Origin of the sequence: Micrococcus lylae, assembly GCF_900163825.1 — a bacterium.
Taxonomy (GTDB): Bacteria; Actinomycetota; Actinomycetes; order Actinomycetales; family Micrococcaceae; genus Micrococcus; species Micrococcus lylae.
In genome coordinates, this window is record NZ_FUKP01000011.1 from 1 (window position 1) to 15,322 (window position 15,322).

Sequence of the window (15,322 nt, forward strand, 5' to 3'; positions counted from 1 at the left end):
GGAGGTTCTTTTCATCGTCAACGTCTATCTGTCACCAACGTCATGGCCGAGTACACCTAGGGTGGAGCGCATGACCCAGGACACCCCCGCCGCCGAGACCAGCCCCAGCCTCGACCAGCTGAAGGAGCTGGTCCCGTACCTGAGCCGCTGGCTCGCCACCCAGGTGGAGGTGCAGCAGGTGCCCGGCGCCCAGGTGGCCATCCGCTTCCGCGACGAGCTGGTGCTCTCCGAGGCCTACGGCGAGGCCGATCAGGCCACCGGCGAGGTGCTCACCACCGACCACCTGTTCCGTGTGGCCAGCCACTCGAAGACCTTCACCGCCGTCGCCGTGATGCAGCTCGTGGAGGCCGGCCGCCTCCGTCTGGACGACACCGTGGCGGACCTGCTGGACGACTACGCCGACACCCCGCTGGCCGGCGCCACCGTCCGCGAGCTGCTCAGCCACACGGCCGGCGCCATCCGCGACGGCGTGGACGCCGACTTCTGGCAGCTGGACAAGCCGTTCCCGGACGCCGAGGCCCTGCGCGCGACCGTGGCCGAGCACGGCGCCACCTACCAGCCGCAGGAGCACTTCAAGTACTCCAACATCGGCTACGGCGTCCTCGGGGCGATCATCGAGCGCCTCACCGGCGCCGACTACGTCACCCACATGACCTCGGCGGTGCTCGCGCCGCTCGGCCTGGAGCGGACCAGCCCCGAGCTCGCCGAGGCCCAGGAGGAGAGTTCCCCGCGCCTGGTCACCGGGCACTCCCGCCCGCACGGCCGCAACCGCTCCCGGGTGGCGGTCGGCAACCCGACCACCGGCGCGCTGGCCGCCGCCACGGGCTTCGTGTCCACCGCGGAGGAGCTCAGCCGTTTCTTCGCCTCGCTCACCGTCGGCAGCGGCGGCCTGCTCACCGACCGCAGCCTGCGCCTGATGCAGCGGCCCGAATCCACCGTCCCGCGCGGCGGTGAGACGGGGACCTATGGCCTCGGCATGATCGGGACCACGGTCGGCGAGCGGAAGACCGTCGGCCACTCCGGGGGCTTCCCCGGCCAGATCACCCGCACCCTCGTGGACCCGGACGGCGGCCTCACCATCTGCGTGCTGACCAACGCCGTGGACGGCCCGGCCGAGTCGTTGGCCGTCGGCCTGGTCGAGCTGATCGACCTGCTCACCACCGCCCCCGCCACCTGGCAGAAGCTGCCCGAGGGCGTCACCGAGGAGGACCTGAAGCGCCTCACCGGCCGCTACTGCTGCCTCTGGGGCGAGACGGACGTGGTGTACGGCGGCGGCCGGCTGCTCATGCTCGACCCGACCGTCTCCACGCCGCTGACCGCCGCGCAGGAGCTGCGCGCTCTGGACGCCACCACGCTGCGGGTGCAGGACAAGGACGGCTTCGGCGCCTCCGGCGAGCAGATCCCCTTCGACGTGGACGAGGATGGCACGGTCACCCGCATGCGCATCACCGGTGTCAGCAGCTGGCCGGAGGAGCAGTACCTCGCCCGCCGCGGCGCTACCCTGATGCCATGAGCGCGCCGCACCCCACCGTCACCACCGGACTGTTCCTGCTCCTGCTGCAGGAGGACGGACGCCCCGAAGCCCTGGGCCAGTACACCGGCTACGGGCTGGCGGGCGCGATGCTCGCGGACCTCGCCGCGGCCGGCCGTGTGGATGTGGCGGACGAGGGGCACCTCATCCAGGTCACGGACCCGACGCCCACCGGTGACCCGCTGCTGGACGAGGGCCTGACCCGGTTCCTCGGCCATGACGGCAAGCGCGTCTCGATCGCGCTGACCACCATCGGCCGCACACTCGAGCACGCCGTGGGCGACTACCTTGCCGAACGCGGCGTCGTGGAGGTCGAGGAGGGCGGCTGGCTGGGCCTGAAGCCCCGCCGCTACCCGGAGGCGGACGGCTCCATGGAAGCGGAGCTGCGCGAGGGACTCATCGAGGTGCTGCGCGGCGCCGAGCCGACCCTGCAGCAGCACGCGATGCTCGGGCTCATCAGCGCCCTCGAGATCCCCACGGCCGTCTTCGACAAGCAGGACACCGGTCTGACCAACCGTGAGCTCAAGGCCCGCGCCGCCGAGCTGCGTGAGAGTGCCGGTCCTGCGGTCGCCGGCGTCTCGCGTGCCGTGCGTGCCATGCACGCCGCCGTGATGACCGGGGCCCTGTCCGCCAACGTCAGCGACCGCTGAGGGCCTGAACCGCGGGCCCACCCGCACACCGACCGCTGCAGAGGAAGGTGCCATGCAGATCCGAGACCTGAACGACCTGAGAGCCGACCTGTTCGGCCGGGAAGTGGTGGAGGCCACGGCCCGGCGGCCGGTGGCGAACATCGTGGCGACCGTGCTGCTCTTCCTGTGGCCGATCGGGGTCGTCGGCGGGATCCTCATGATGGTCCTGGGCCGGAACGAGCCGACGCTGCCCGCCACGGGTGCGGTCATGATCGGCGTCGGCGTGCTCCTGCTGGCCGCGGCCTTGCTGCTGCGCCGCCATGCCCGCACCGCGCCCTGGCATGTGTGGCGGCTGGATCCGCAGGGCATCACGGTGGCCGGCGTGGGCCCGCTCCCGTGGGAGTACGTCGGCCCGCCGGAGAGGCGCCTGGTCCGCGCGGCCTACTCGGACGGACAGGAGCTCGGCTGGTGCCTGCCGCTCACCCAGGAGGGGATCGCCTGGATGCAGACGCTCGACGACGGCTGTCGCCAGGTCTTCGATCCCTCGCTCCGTCCGCGGCTGATGGTCATCGGCCGGCGGCGGCCTCAGGTGGTCCGCCTGATGCCGATGCGCGATGCGGACATGGGCGACTGGGTCGCCGTGGTGGGCGAGGCCTGGGAGCGCTTCGGCGGTCGGTGACGTGCAGGCACCTGCGGGGTGCCGTCGTCCGCGGACGCGGACGCTTCTCTCAGTCTGGTGTTCGGGGTTGCGCCGGTCCTGCGACCGGTCCGCGCCAATGTCACGGCCCGGTCACGATCCGCTGTGCGGGCGGCAGGACTGGACTGATGTGACCTTGTCCTGGCTAAGGTAAGGCAAGGTGGGTCCGCACACAGCGTGGTCCCTCAGCTCACAAGACGGCCCGCACGAGGGGAAGGACCGAACAGATGACGTTCACCGAGAAGACCGAGCTCCAGGACAAGGTTGAGCGCCGCCACGGAGCCAAGGCCTGGGCCGCGCTCGGCGTGGCCGCACTCATGTTCACGGCTGCCTGCAGCGACGGCGGGGACACCCCCGGCGACGATGGCGACGCGAGCAAGGACGCGCAGGTCGAGGAGACGGTCGACGAGAAGGACGACGACCAGAAGGACTCCGACGAGGACCAGAAGGACTCCGACGAGGACCAGAAGGACTCCGACAAGGACGAGAAGGACTCCGACAAGGACGACAAGGACTCCGACGAGGACGAGGACGAGGACGACGACGACCGGGACGACGACGCGTCGGGCGCCGAGGAGGAGCTCCGCGAGGCCCTCGAGGACCAGGAGACCTGGACGGAGCAGAAGGCCACCATGCGCGTGGACGCGTCCGAGGAGCAGATGCAGAAGATCGTGGATCTTCTCTCCGAGTCCGACGAGAACATGACCGAGCAGGACCGCAAGTCCCTCGAGGACGCCATGGACATGGTCCGCGAGGTGTCCGTGGAGTTCCAGGCCCGCTCCACCACGGACGCCCCGCTGGCGGACACGAAGGACCTCACCGGCCTCGACTGGTCCTTCGTGGCCGATCTGGGCAACGGACGCTCCGTGGAGATGATGGAGGTCGGCGAGTCCGAGTACTTCCTGCGTGCCGACGTCCTGGAGATCCTGCGTTCCATGGGCTCGGACGGCAAGCAGCAGGCCGAGCAGCTCGAGCAGTCGTTCAGCGACGTCCCGAAGGAGCAGGAGTGGATCGTCGACTTCGTCAAGGGCTCCTGGCTGGGCCTGGACAAGGCCCTCGGCTCCGAGTTCGACAAGGCCGTCTCTGAGGAGACCAAGCGCATCGAGGACGAGGCCGGGGACCAGAAGTCCGCCGACTTCGCACTGGACTACGCCGACGTCGAGAAGGACGGCGACGAGACCTATGTGATGAACGTCAAGCTCAAGGAGATGCTCGAGGACAACCCGGAGATGCTGGAGTCCGCCTCGGCCTCCACCTCCGAGTTCGACTCCGCCGAGTCGTCCTCCCCGTCCACTGACTCCTCCGCAGACGTGGACGAGGTCCTCGATTCCCTGAACGACAACACGTTCCCGGTGACCTTCACGGTCAAGGACGGCAAGGTCACGGCCGTGGAGATGGACGTCATGGACATCCTCGACGTCATCGAGCCTCCGGCCGACGCCGAGGAGGACGAGGTCAAGACCTTCGAGGAGATGAAGGAGGCCGAGCTGCCGATCTCCGTGGAGCTCTCGGACAAGGCCGACAGCCTCGAGGTCCCGAAGGACGCCGTGGAGCTGACCGAGGAGGACTTCGAGAACGCGTTCGGCGCTCAGAACGGCTCCGGCTCGGGCTCTGACTTCGATTCGGGCTCCGGTTCCGACTTCGACTCGGACTCTGACTTCGGCTCCGGCTCCGACTCGGGTTCCGACTCTGACTTCGGCTCCGACTCGGATTCCGACTCGGATTCCGACTCCGACTCGGACTCCTGATCGGACTCCCCGCCAGGCCTTTCTGGCACTGACACGAGATCGCCCCGGGACCACGGTCCCGGGGCGATCTCGTCTGCCGTGCTCCCGTCCCGGGGCTACGTGGCCTCGGCGTAGGAGCGCACCTGCGCGACGGTCAGCGGAAAGGTGACCGGTGCGTCCGGGAAGAGCAGCCGGCCTGCAGCCTCGGCCGCCTCAGCCGCCAGCCTCCCGGCGCTGTCCGCCTCGTGAGTCGGGCCGTGCAGCACCACTTCATCGTGGACGAAGAACACCAGCTGCGTGCCCGGTGCCTCGTTGTGCAGCCTCCGGCGGAGCTCGCCCATCCAGCACAGGGCCCACTCCGCCGCGGTGCCCTGCACCACGAAGTTGCGGGTGAAACGCCCGGCCGCGCGGCGCAGGGAGCGGGCCCGTGACTCAGCAGCCCGGGTCTGTCTGTCCGCCACCGCGTCCAGCCAACGCTGCTCCGGCTGAGGGGACCACCGGCCGAGCCATGTGCACACCTGGTTGCCGGACTCTCCCATGGCGGCGGCGCGCTCGAGCAGGCCGATCGCCTGCGGGTAGAGCCGGCGCAGATGGGGGAGCAGGGCGGCAGAGTCGCCGGTGGTGGAGCCGTACATGGCACCGAGCAGGGCGATCTTCGCACGAGAGCGGTCGTCCAGGGCGGTTCCCCGGGTCCGCCCCTGCTCGGCCACCTCACGGTAGAGGTCCTCGGCGGTGCCGGCCCCGGCGAGGGCAGGGTCTGCGGACATGGCGGCGAGGATGCGCGGCTCCACCTGGGAGGCGTCGGCCACGGTGAGAACGTGGCCAGGGTCTGCGCGGACGGCGTCCCGCACCACGGCGGGCACCTGCATGGCGCCGCCGCCGTGGGCGGCCCACCGTCCGGTGACCACCCCGCCCACCAGGTAGCGGGGATGGAAGCGTCCCTCCTTCACCCAGCTGTCCAGCCAGTGCCAGCCGTTGGCGGTGTGCAGTCGGGAGCGGGCCTTGTACTCCAGCAGGGCCTCGAGCATCCGTGCCCGCTCCTGACTGAGGGTGCCGCCGGAATCGATCCACTGCTTCAGGTCCGACTGACGTGTGGAGTCCACGGTGACGCCGGCGTTCTGCAGCGCCCGCAGCAGAGACGGCGGGGAGTCCGGATTCAGGCCGGGGGCCCCGAGGTCCTCCGCCACCTGCTCGGCCAGCTCCTGCAGTCGGGCGGGACGCTCACCCTCGGCCGGGCGGGGGCCGAGGATGTCAGTGAGCAGCGCGTCGTGCACTTCCGCGTCCCAGGGCAGGCCCGCCGTGTGCATCTCCTCGGCGATCAGCGCGCCCTGGGACTCCGCGGTGACCAGCATCCACAGCCGGTCAGGGCGGGCCGAGCCGCCGATCGCCTCCCGCTGACGGCGGGCCTCGGCAGCGAGCGTCGGGGCGTCGGGCACCCCCGGCGAGGCATCCGCGGTCAGGTCGAAGAACGCGTCCTGCTCCGGTCCACGGCGTGGGGGCGCGGCAAGGGGGTCCGCTGGGACGTGCACGGGAATCTCGACCACCGGGGCGTAGGAGACCTGCGCTCCGCCGGCCGTGGCCGCGGTCCTGAGGATCCGCTGGGAAAGGGAGAGGTCCCAGGCGCGGCGCACACGCAGTCCGGCGTCGAGCCAGGTGCCGTACTCGGCACCGACCGACGCCAACACCCAGCGGATGTGGTCCGCAGGCAGACGGAGGCGGCCGGGCAGAGTGTCCACGAGCCCGGCCACGGCCCCGGCGGAGCAGGAGTCCAGGGGAGCGGCGTCGCTGCCGTCCACGTCCAGGGCCCACCAGGTGCCGGGCGTGCCGGCGGAGGCGGGAGCGGGACCCAGGACGACGAGCATGAGCCTCATTCTGCCCCGGAGCCGGGCGGGGGAGGGGAATCGGGCTGCTTGCACGCCCGCGGACGCGCAGAGCACACTGTGCCGATGCACCGGCGCGCAGCGGGCCGCCGGGCGCAACCCTGAGAGGATCCACCATGACAGCGACCAGGTCCGGCGGCGCCGCGACGTCTCGCCTCAACGCCAAGGTGGTCGGCATCTCGGTCGCCGCCGCGCTCGGCGGCTTCCTGTTCGGCTTCGACACCTCCGTGATCAACGGCGCCGTGGACGCGCTCGCAGGGGAGTTCGGCCTCGGTGCCGGCCTCACGGGCTTCGCCGTCTCCTCGGCGCTGATCGGCTGCGCGCTGGGCGCCTGGTTCGCCGGGCCCATCGCCAACCGCCGCGGCCGCGTGCCCGTGATGGTGATCGCCGCGATCCTCTTCCTGGTCTCCGCCATCGGCTCGGGCCTGGCGTTCGGCGTGGTGGACCTGATCATCTGGCGCGTGGTCGGCGGCCTGGGCGTGGGCGCCGCGTCCGTGATCGCTCCGGCGTACATCGCGGAGGTCAGCCCGGCCCATGTGCGCGGCCGCCTCGGCTCGCTCCAGCAGCTGGCGATCGTCCTCGGCATCTTCGCGGCGCTCCTGTCCGACGCACTGTTCGCGGCGATGGCCGGAGGTGCGGCGCAGCCGTTCTGGTTCGGCATCGCCTCCTGGCGTTGGATGTTCATGGCCGAGGCCGTGCCGGCCATCCTGTACGGCGTGTTCGCCCTGAGGCTGCCGGAGTCCCCGCGTTATCTGGTCGCCCGCGGACGCACGGACGAGGCGGCCGAGGTCCTGCACGAGTTCACCGGCGTGGACCGCGTGAACCTGATGATCGAGGACATCCGGCGCTCACTGGACTCGGAGCGCCGCGAGTCACTGTCCGACCTGCGCGGCCCGCTGGCGGGGCTGCAGCCGATCGTGTGGATCGGCATCCTGCTCTCGGTCTTCCAGCAGGCCGTGGGCATCAACGTGATCTTCTACTACTCCACCACCCTGTGGCGGTCGGTGGGCTTCGGGGAGTCGGACGCCCTCACGGTCTCCGTGATCACCTCGGTCACGAACATCGCCGTCACCTTCGTCGCGATCGCCCTCGTGGACCGCGTCGGCCGCCGCCCCATGCTGATCGCAGGCTCGGCCGGCATGACGGTCAGCCTCGGTCTGATGGCGCTGGCCTTCTCCTTCGCCCAGTCGGACGGTGCCGAGTCCGTCTCCCTTCCGGAGCCGTGGGCCACCGTGGCGCTGGTGGCCGCCAACGCCTTCGTGGTGTTCTTCGGCGCCACCTGGGGGCCGCTGGTCTGGGTGCTGCTGGGCGAGATGTTCCCGAACCGCATCCGCGCCGGCGCGCTCGCCGTGGCCGCCGCCGCACAGTGGGCCGCGAACTTCGCCGTCTCCACCACGTTCCCGTGGCTGGCGGACATCGGCCTGACCCTCGCCTACGGCGTGTACGCGGTCATGGCGGCGCTGTCCCTGGCCTTCGTGGCGGCCTTCGTCCCCGAGACCAAGGGGAAGACCCTCGAGGAGATGAGCGACGTCGTCGTGCGCTCCCCGGGGCAGCGGCGCGCGGTGCGCGCCCAGGCGGAGCAGGACCTGCGCGGCTGAGCCGCCCCCTGCACGACGACGGCCCCCTCCTTCCCGGGAGGGGGCCGCCGTGCGTCGGGGGCGGGTCGGCCACAGGCCGATGAGGCCGCTCAGGCGGGGCCGGGGCGCTCTCCGGGGGCCGGGCGGCCGTCGTCGGGGCCCGAGGCGGGGGACGTGTTGTGCGTGGCGGGGTCGGCCGCCGCACGCGCCTCGGCCTCCTCGTCCCCGCGGCGTTCCAGGTCCTCGACCTCGTCCTCGGAGTCGCCGGTGAGGCGGTCTCCGGCGATGCGGTCGACGATCAGGGCGATCGCGCCGTCGCCGGTGACGTTGGTGGCGGTGCCGAAGGAGTCGATGGCGATGTAGGTGGCCACCATCAGCGCCACCTGGGGCTCGGTGAAGCCCAGCATGGAGGACAGCAGGCCGGAGGCTGCCACGATCGCGCCGCCGGGCACGCCGGGGGCCGCCACCATCGTCACGCCGAGCATGAAGATGAAGCCGATCATCAGCGGGACGTCCACGGAGCCGCCGGACAGGATGATCACCGCCAGGGAGAAGGAGACGATCTTCACGGTCGAGCCGGCCAGATGGATGGTGGCGCACAGCGGGACCACGAACGAGGCGATCGGGCGGCGCACGCCGGTCTTGATGGACTGGCGCAGGGTCACCGGGATGGTCGCGGCCGACGACGAGGTGCCCAACGCGGTGGCGTAGGCCGGGAGCATGGTGGCCAGGGCCTTGAACGGGTTCTTCCCGGCCACCGCCCCGGCAACCAGGAACTGGATGAGAAGCAGCACCACGGTGAGGCCGAAGACCAGCAGGATCACGCCGAGGAAGGTGGAGATCACCTGGAACACCTCGCCGGCCTCGGTCATGTTCAGGAACACGCCGAAGATGTACAGCGGCAGCAACGGAACGATGATCGCCGCCACGAGCCGCTCGATGATCGCGCGCAGCTCCACGAAACCGGCGTGCAGGGTGCCCTTGGGCAGCAGGGTCATGCCGACGCCCAGGACGAAGGCCAGCAGCAGGGCCGCCATGACGTCGAACGGCGGGGTCATGGCGATCTCGAACGCCGGTCCGGTGAGGGCGTCCTCCGGGTTGGCCATGTCCGTGAAGGATCCCGGGGTGAGGATCAGCGGGAACACCAGCAGGCAGACGGCCAGCGCCATCCCACCGCCGAACAGGGTCGAGCCATAGGCGATGCCTCCGGTGAGGGCCAGCCACTTGCCGGCACCGCGGCCGAGGTCGCCGATCGCCGGGGCGACGAGGGCCAGGATCAGGACGGGGACGATGAAGCCGAGGAACGCGGAGAAGACCCCGTTGAAGGTGGCGAAGACGACGACGAGCCAGTGCGGTGCGACGAGGCCGACGAGCACGCCGAGCACGATGGCGATGAGGACCCGGGGCAGCAGCCCGATGCGGTGCAGAACAGACATGGCGGCCACCCTACCCACCTGTGACCCGGAACACCATATTTTGTTCAACACATCGCCTGCGGGGCGGCCTGGCCTGCCGTGGACGCCATGCGCCGGTGCCCATGCGGCTGATGTCTCTCGGCTGAGAGCTTCCTGGTAGCGTGACCTGAGCGACACTCCGTGTGCCGGGTCCGGGGCGTCGGTCCCGCATGAGGAACCCGGCCATGAGTCAAGGGGTGCCCATGGAACTCGAGATGACCCCGAGCGTCATCGGCATGTCGCTGCTGATGCTCGGCATGCTGGCGGCGGTCGGCATGTACCTGCGCGCGAAGCTCCGGTTCACCCAGCGGCTGTTCCTGCCGGTCGCACTGATCGCCGGCCTGCTCGCGCTGCTGCTCGGTCCCGAGGTGCTCGGCCGCATCGCCGGCGCGCTGGGCGCCGAGTCCTTGGAGGCCGGCGGTCTCTTCGGAGAGACCGTGATCGAGGTCTGGTCCACGCTGCCGGGCATCCTGATCTCCGTGGTGTTCGCCACGATGTTCCTGGGCTCGCGCATCCCGTCGCCGAAGTCCGCGGTCCGCCTGCTCGGCCCGCAGCTGTCGCTCGGCATCACCTTCGCGTCCGGCCAGTACGTGGTGGGCATCCTCGCCGTCCTGCTGATCCTCGGCCCGCTGTTCAACGTCGGGCCGGAGTTCGCGGCGCTGCTGGAGATCGGCTTCGAAGGCGGCCACGGCACCGCGGCTGGCCTGCAGAGCCAGTTCGAGTCCCTGGGCTTCGACGAGGGCTACGACCTCGCCCTCTCGATGGCCACCGTCGGCCTGGTGTCCGGCATCCTCTTCGGCGTCGCAGCCGTGAACTGGGCCGCCCGCAAGGGTGTCTCCACCTCCCTGGACGCCGGCCAGGAGCTGTCCCTGGACGAGAGGATCGGCTATTACGCCGCCGTCCGCGACGAGGACCGTCCGGCCGCCGGCCGCCTGACCTTCCGCGACTCCGCGGTCGAGTCCTTCACCATCCATCTCGGCGTCGTCGGCCTGGCGGTGCTCATCGGCTGGCTCGGCCTGGCCGCCTTCCAGTGGGTGGAGGAGATGCTCTGGATCGACACCATCGAGATCTTCGGCCACGTGCCGCTGTTCCCGCTGGCCATGCTCGGCGGCGTGCTCGTCCAGATGGTCCTGGACCGTTCGGAGACCCTCCACGGCCTCGTGAACCGCGGCATGATGGAGCGCATCCAGGGTGTCAGCCTGGACCTGCTGATCATCGCGGCCCTGGCGACCCTGTCCCTGCAGGCCGTGGCGGACAACCTGGCACCGTTCGCCATCCTGGCGGCCCTCGGAATCGTCTGGAACCTGGTGGTGCTGTTCGTCTTCGCCCCGAAGTTCATCCGCACCTACTGGTTCGAGCGCGGCATCGCGGACTACGGCCAGTCCCAGGGCGTGACCGCCACCGGTCTGCTGCTGCTGCGGATGGCGGACCCGAAGAAGGAGACCCCGGCCTACCAGGGCTTCGGCTACAAGCAGCTCGTGTTCGAGCCGTTCTTCGGCGGCGGCCTGGTGACCGCGCTGGCGATCCCGTTCCTCATCCAGGGCGGCCCCTACCCGTTGCTCGCCATCATGGGCGTCCTGCTGATTGCGGCGATCCTGGCCGGCTACCTGTACTTCGGCCGCAGCTCCCGCTTCGACCTGGGCGCGGACGGCGAGCCGGTAGAAGCCTCGCGGAGCTGAGCCGCAGCACCGCAGACCACTGATCCCGGAGGGGGAAGCCACATGTCCGTTCCCGACTACTTCGACACCAGCACCGACGAGGGCCGCCGCGCCGCCGCCCGCCACCGCCCGGACGCGAAGGCCTGGTTCGGCCTGCCGATCCCGCTTGTTCTGGGCGTCGGCGTCGGCCTGCTCGGCTTCGTGATCACCGTGAGCGCGACGACCACGCGCTCCGTCAACGACGTGGTCACCGTGTGCCGCCACACGGACTTCTCCGCGTGGCTCTGGGCGGCCGCCACCGCGGTGCTCGGCCTGGTGGGGCTGGTCCATGGGATGCGGCAGAACCCGAACTGGACGGCCCCGCGCTGGGCGCTGTGGGCGATGGTCGCCGCCTGCGCGGTCATGGCAGTCCTCCACGTGCTGCGGGGGCTCGGCTTGATCGGCGATCCCTGCGTGGACCTGATCGACATCCGTCCCTGACGGGCCCGGCCCCACGACGACGGCCGCTCACCTGGGCAGGTGCGCGGCCGTTGTCGTGCAGGCGGCCGCATCGATCAGCCGAGGCGGCGGACCGCCTGGATGCCGGCGACCACCGCGGCGGCGGCCTCCTCGAGCTCGGCCTCGGTGGTGTGCGGGCCGAAGGTGCAGCGCAGGGAGGACTGGGCGGCCTCGGAGTCCAAGCCGAGCGCGGCGAGGACGGGGGACGGGCCGGCCAGGCCCGCGGAGCAGGCGGAGGCCACGGAGCACAGCACCCCGCGGGCCTCGAGCTCCACGAGCACGGCCTCGCCGGTGACCCCGTCGATGAGGAACGAGGCGTGCTGCGGCAGACGATGCTCCGGGTGGCCGGAGAGGCGGACGCCGTCCACGCTCTCCAGGACGCGGGCGATGAACCGGTCCCGACGGGCGGCACGGGCGGCGGCGCCGACCTCGCCCGGTGCGGTGCGCTCGGCCTCGGCCAGGGCCATGGCGGTGCCCATGGCCACCGCGCCGGCCACGTTCTGGGTGCCGGAACGGCGGCCGGACTCCTGGCCGCCGCCGGTGAGCACCGGCTCCAGCGGCAGGCGCGGGCGGATCCAGAGGGCGCCGACGCCCTTGGGGGAGCCGACCTTGTGGCCGGACACGGACAGGGCGTCCACTCCCAGGGCCGCGACGTCCAGGTCCAGCTGGCCGGCCGCCTGCACGGCGTCCGTGTGGATCGGCACGCCGGCCTCGTGTGCCACGGCGGCGAGCTCGGCGATGGGCTGGACGGTGCCGATCTCGTTGTTGCCCAGGTGGACGGACACCAGGGCGGTCTCCGGGCGCAGGATCCGGCGCAGGTCCTCCGGGTCCACCCTGCCGGTGGAGTCCACGGGGAGCAGGTCCACCTCGATGCCGTGGATCCGCTTCAGGGACGCGGCGGTCTGGCGGACGGCGTCGTGCTCGATCGCGGTGGTGACCAGGCGCAGCGGGGCGTCCAGAGTGCCCTGGCGGCGGGCGCGCAGCAGCTTCGGCAGGATGATCCCCTGCAGGGCGAGGACGTCCGCCTCGGTGCCGCCGGAGGTGAAGACCACCTCGGAGGGGCGGGCGCCGAGGACCTCGGCCACCTGGCCGCGGGCCTGCTCCAGGCCGAGTCCGGCGCGACGGCCGAGCTCGTGCACGGACGAGGGGTTGCCGAAGTCGCCGGTGAGATAGGGCCACATGGCCTCCACCGCCTCGCGGCGGACGGGGGCGGTGGCGGCATGGTCGAGCAGGATCACGTCGGTTCCCCTCCCAGGTGTGCGGCACCGTTGCCGCGCGTCGGTGATGATGCGGGTGCGGACAGGTCCTCAGCCCGCGGCGTCCTCCGGGCCGCCGGTGGCGCGGCGCTGCGGCGTTCCGGGGGAGACCGCGGCGTCGAAGCCGATGTCCAGGGCCCGCACCGAGTGCGTCAGGGCGCCCACGGAGACCACGTCCACGCCGGTGGCGGCCACCGGGCCGACGGTCTCCAGGGTGATCCCGCCGGAGGCCTCCACCACGGCCCGGCCGTCGACGAGGGCGACCCCGGCCCGCAGGTCCGCGAGGCTGAAGTTGTCCAGCATGATCGTATCCGCGCCCGCGGCGAGCACGGGGGCGATCTGCTCGAACCGGTCCACCTCGACCTCCACGTGGACGGTGTGCGGCAGGCGATCCATGCCGGCGCGCAGGGCGGCGGTGACCTCCTCGTCCGAAGCGCCCTCCGCGATGCCCATGGCGGCCCAGTGGTTGTCCTTGACCATCACGGCATCCGACAGGGACATGCGGTGGTTGTGCCCGCCGCCGTCCCGCACCGCCTGGCGGTCCAGGACGCGCAGGCCCGGGGCGGTCTTGCGCGTGTCCGCGATGCGGGTGTGCGCCCCGGCGGCACGGACGGCGTCCACGTACCGCGCCGTGGCCGTGGCGATCCCGCACATGCGCTGCAGCAGGTTCAGGGCGACGCGCTCGCCGCGCAGCACCGCGCGGGCGGGGCCGGAGACCTCGGCCAGCACCTGCCCGGCGGCGAAGCGGCCGCCGTCGCAGGCATTCAGCGTCACGGACACGGCCGGGTCCACGAGCATGAAGACCTCGGCCAGCACTGCGGCACCGGAGAACACGCCGGCCTCCCGGGCCACCACACGGACGTCCATGACGGCGTCCTCGGGCACGAAGGCCTCGCCGGTGACGTCGCCCCAGGGGGCGTCCTCGGCCAGGGCGCGGGACAGCACCTCGCGGCGCAGGGCGGCGGTCACTGCGCGGCTCCCGTGGTGGAGGGCTCGGTGCCGGCGGGGGCGGACCCGTTCCGGGGACCGGCCCCCGCGGGAGTCGCCGGCGGGACGACCGCGAGCATGCGCTCCAGGGCGGTCCGCGAGTGGGCCTGCACTGCGGAGGGGACCTCGATGCGGTTGACCACGCGTGAGGCAACGAGCTCCTCGAGCACCCAGGCGAGGTAGCCGGGGTGGATGCGGTACATGGTGGAGCAGGGGCAGATCACCGGGTCCAGGCAGAAGATCGTGTGCTCCGGGTGCTGCGCGGCCAGACGCTGCACCAGGTTGATCTCGGTGCCGACCGCGAAGGTCGAGCCAGCCGGCGCCGCCTGGATCGCCTTGACGATCGCGTCCGTGGAGCCGGAGGCATCCGCGGCGTCCACGACCTCCATGGGGCATTCCGGGTGGACGATCACCTGCACGTCCGGGTGCTCGGCGCGGGCCTTTTCGATCTGCGCCACGGTGAAGCGGCGGTGCACGGAGCAGAAGCCGTGCCAGAGGATGACCTTCGCGTCCTGCAGCTGCTCGGCGGTGCTGCCTCCGAGGGGCTGCCGCGGGTCCCACACCGGCATCTGCTCGAGGCCGATGCCCATGGCCTTGGCGGTGTTGCGGCCGAGGTGCTGGTCCGGGAAGAACAGCACCCGCTGCCCGCGCTCGAACGCCCACTCGAGCACCTGGGCGGCGTTCGAGGAGGTGCAGACGATACCGCCGCGGGCCCCCACGAACGCCTTCAGAGCGGCGGAGGAGTTCATGTAGGTCACCGGCAGCACCGGCTGGCGCCCCTGCTCATCCGGCTCGGTGCCGTAGAGCTCCTCGAGCTGGGCCCAGCAGTCGGTGACGGAGTCCACGTCCGCCATGTCCGCCATGGAGCAGCCGGCGCCCAGATGGGGCAGGATCACGGCCTGCCCGTCCCCGGAGAGGATGTCCGCGGTCTCGGCCATGAAGTGCACGCCGCAGAACACAATGGCCTCGGCATCCGGGTGGGCGGTGGCGGCGCGGGCGAGCTGGAAGGAGTCGCCCACGTAGTCGGCGTGCCGGACCACCTCGTCGCGCTGGTAGAAGTGCCCCAGCAGGACCACCCGGTCTGCGAGCTCGGCCTTGGCGGCGGCGATGCGCTCCTGCAGCTCGTCGTCGGAGGCGGTGCGGTACTCGGCCGGGATCTCGCCCTGGCGGGGCATGTCGGACGGGGCACGGTCCTGCATGGAGGAGCCGGGGCCGTAGCCTCCTCCGGCCTCCCACGGCGGCAGCAGCAGGTCCTCGGTGCAGGAGGCGGTTCCGGCAGGCCGGGAGGGCAGCAGGGTTGTCTCTTATACACATCTCCGAGCCCACGAGACCGGAGCCTATCTCGTATGCCGTCTTCTGCTTGAAAAAAAAAAGGGGGGGGGGGGGGGGGGGGGGGGGGGGGGGGGGGGGGGGGGGGGGGGGGGGGGG

At 71.5% G+C, this 15,322-nt stretch carries 12 protein-coding genes; 7 read left to right on the forward strand and 5 right to left on the reverse strand.

Going from position 1 to position 15,322, the window contains the following annotated elements; genetic code table 11:
• Nucleotides 1-70: 70 nt before the first annotated feature.
• The 4 genes from FM125_RS01510 (at nucleotide 71) to FM125_RS01525 (ending at nucleotide 4,605) form a co-directional block, all read left to right on the forward strand.
• Nucleotides 71-1,513 carry a serine hydrolase domain-containing protein gene (locus tag FM125_RS01510; protein ID WP_087133418.1) on the forward strand — a complete coding sequence of 481 codons (1,443 nt, stop codon included), beginning with the start codon at nucleotides 71-73 and terminating at the stop codon, nucleotides 1,511-1,513.
• Complete coding sequence (locus FM125_RS01515) at nucleotides 1,510-2,181, forward strand: GOLPH3/VPS74 family protein (protein ID WP_087133419.1); 672 nt, start codon at nucleotides 1,510-1,512, stop codon at nucleotides 2,179-2,181. The genes FM125_RS01510 and FM125_RS01515 overlap by 4 nt, the downstream gene beginning before the upstream one ends.
• Nucleotides 2,182-2,233: 52 nt before the next feature.
• Complete coding sequence (locus FM125_RS01520) at nucleotides 2,234-2,839, forward strand: hypothetical protein (protein ID WP_087133420.1); 606 nt, start codon at nucleotides 2,234-2,236, stop codon at nucleotides 2,837-2,839.
• A gap of 245 nt (nucleotides 2,840-3,084) precedes the next feature.
• Entirely contained in the window at nucleotides 3,085-4,605 is a 1,521-nt protein-coding gene (locus FM125_RS01525) for a hypothetical protein (protein ID WP_087133421.1), read from the forward strand.
• Nucleotides 4,606-4,700: 95 nt separating this feature from the next.
• On the opposite strand, the gene FM125_RS01530 is transcribed toward FM125_RS01525, so the two are convergent.
• A complete protein-coding gene (locus FM125_RS01530) occupies nucleotides 4,701-6,446 on the reverse strand; it encodes a bifunctional 3'-5' exonuclease/DNA polymerase (RefSeq protein ID WP_087133422.1) in 1,746 nt (581 codons plus the stop codon).
• 134 nt (nucleotides 6,447-6,580) lie between these two features.
• Between FM125_RS01530 and FM125_RS01535 the strand changes: the two genes are divergently transcribed.
• Nucleotides 6,581-8,062: a sugar porter family MFS transporter gene (locus FM125_RS01535; RefSeq protein ID WP_087133423.1), complete on the forward strand. Its 1,482-nt coding sequence runs from the start codon at nucleotides 6,581-6,583 to the stop codon at nucleotides 8,060-8,062.
• 89 nt (nucleotides 8,063-8,151) lie between these two features.
• Here the strand turns inward: FM125_RS01535 and FM125_RS01540 are convergent, their stop codons facing one another.
• Entirely contained in the window at nucleotides 8,152-9,477 is a 1,326-nt protein-coding gene (locus FM125_RS01540; RefSeq protein WP_087133428.1) for a dicarboxylate/amino acid:cation symporter, read from the reverse strand.
• A 221-nt stretch (nucleotides 9,478-9,698) separates the two neighbouring features.
• On the opposite strand from FM125_RS01540, the gene FM125_RS01545 reads away from it, so the two are divergent.
• Together FM125_RS01545 and FM125_RS01550 are read left to right on the forward strand one after the other, a co-directional pair.
• On the forward strand, nucleotides 9,699-11,174 hold the full coding sequence (locus FM125_RS01545; RefSeq protein WP_245829713.1) for a sodium/glutamate symporter: 1,476 nt from the start codon (nucleotides 9,699-9,701) through the stop codon (nucleotides 11,172-11,174).
• A 42-nt stretch (nucleotides 11,175-11,216) separates the two neighbouring features.
• A complete protein-coding gene (locus FM125_RS01550) occupies nucleotides 11,217-11,633 on the forward strand; it encodes a hypothetical protein (RefSeq protein ID WP_087133424.1) in 417 nt (138 codons plus the stop codon).
• A 74-nt stretch (nucleotides 11,634-11,707) separates the two neighbouring features.
• On the opposite strand, the gene FM125_RS01555 is transcribed toward FM125_RS01550, so the two are convergent.
• From FM125_RS01555 to nadA, 3 genes are all read right to left on the reverse strand, one after another.
• On the reverse strand, nucleotides 11,708-12,889 hold the full coding sequence (locus tag FM125_RS01555) for a cysteine desulfurase family protein (protein WP_087133425.1): 1,182 nt from the start codon (nucleotides 12,887-12,889) through the stop codon (nucleotides 11,708-11,710).
• A 69-nt stretch (nucleotides 12,890-12,958) separates the two neighbouring features.
• Nucleotides 12,959-13,876 (reverse strand): carboxylating nicotinate-nucleotide diphosphorylase, encoded by a 918-nt coding sequence (gene nadC / locus FM125_RS01560; RefSeq protein ID WP_087133426.1) that lies wholly within the window; start codon nucleotides 13,874-13,876, stop codon nucleotides 12,959-12,961.
• Nucleotides 13,873-15,189, reverse strand: a complete 1,317-nt coding sequence (gene nadA, locus FM125_RS01565; RefSeq protein ID WP_087133427.1) for a quinolinate synthase NadA — start codon at nucleotides 15,187-15,189, stop codon at nucleotides 13,873-13,875. The genes nadC and nadA overlap by 4 nt, the downstream gene beginning before the upstream one ends.
• Nucleotides 15,190-15,322 lie beyond the last annotated feature (133 nt).

Bases quoted from the DNA above. Each gene is read 5' to 3' on its own strand.
- FM125_RS01540 (WP_087133428.1), bottom strand. From the start codon at position 9,477: ATGTCTGTTCTGCACCGCATCGGGCTGCTGCCCCGGGTCCTCATCGCC.
- FM125_RS01520 (WP_087133420.1), top strand. From the start codon at position 2,234: ATGCAGATCCGAGACCTGAACGACCTGAGAGCCGACCTGTTCGGCCGG.
- FM125_RS01525 (WP_087133421.1), top strand. From the start codon at position 3,085: ATGACGTTCACCGAGAAGACCGAGCTCCAGGACAAGGTTGAGCGCCGC.
- FM125_RS01510 (WP_087133418.1), top strand. From the start codon at position 71: ATGACCCAGGACACCCCCGCCGCCGAGACCAGCCCCAGCCTCGACCAG.
- FM125_RS01535 (WP_087133423.1), top strand. From the start codon at position 6,581: ATGACAGCGACCAGGTCCGGCGGCGCCGCGACGTCTCGCCTCAACGCC.
- FM125_RS01550 (WP_087133424.1), top strand. From the start codon at position 11,217: ATGTCCGTTCCCGACTACTTCGACACCAGCACCGACGAGGGCCGCCGC.
- FM125_RS01545 (WP_245829713.1), top strand. From the start codon at position 9,699: ATGGAACTCGAGATGACCCCGAGCGTCATCGGCATGTCGCTGCTGATG.
- FM125_RS01515 (WP_087133419.1), top strand. From the start codon at position 1,510: ATGAGCGCGCCGCACCCCACCGTCACCACCGGACTGTTCCTGCTCCTG.
- FM125_RS01530 (WP_087133422.1), bottom strand. From the start codon at position 6,446: ATGCTCGTCGTCCTGGGTCCCGCTCCCGCCTCCGCCGGCACGCCCGGC.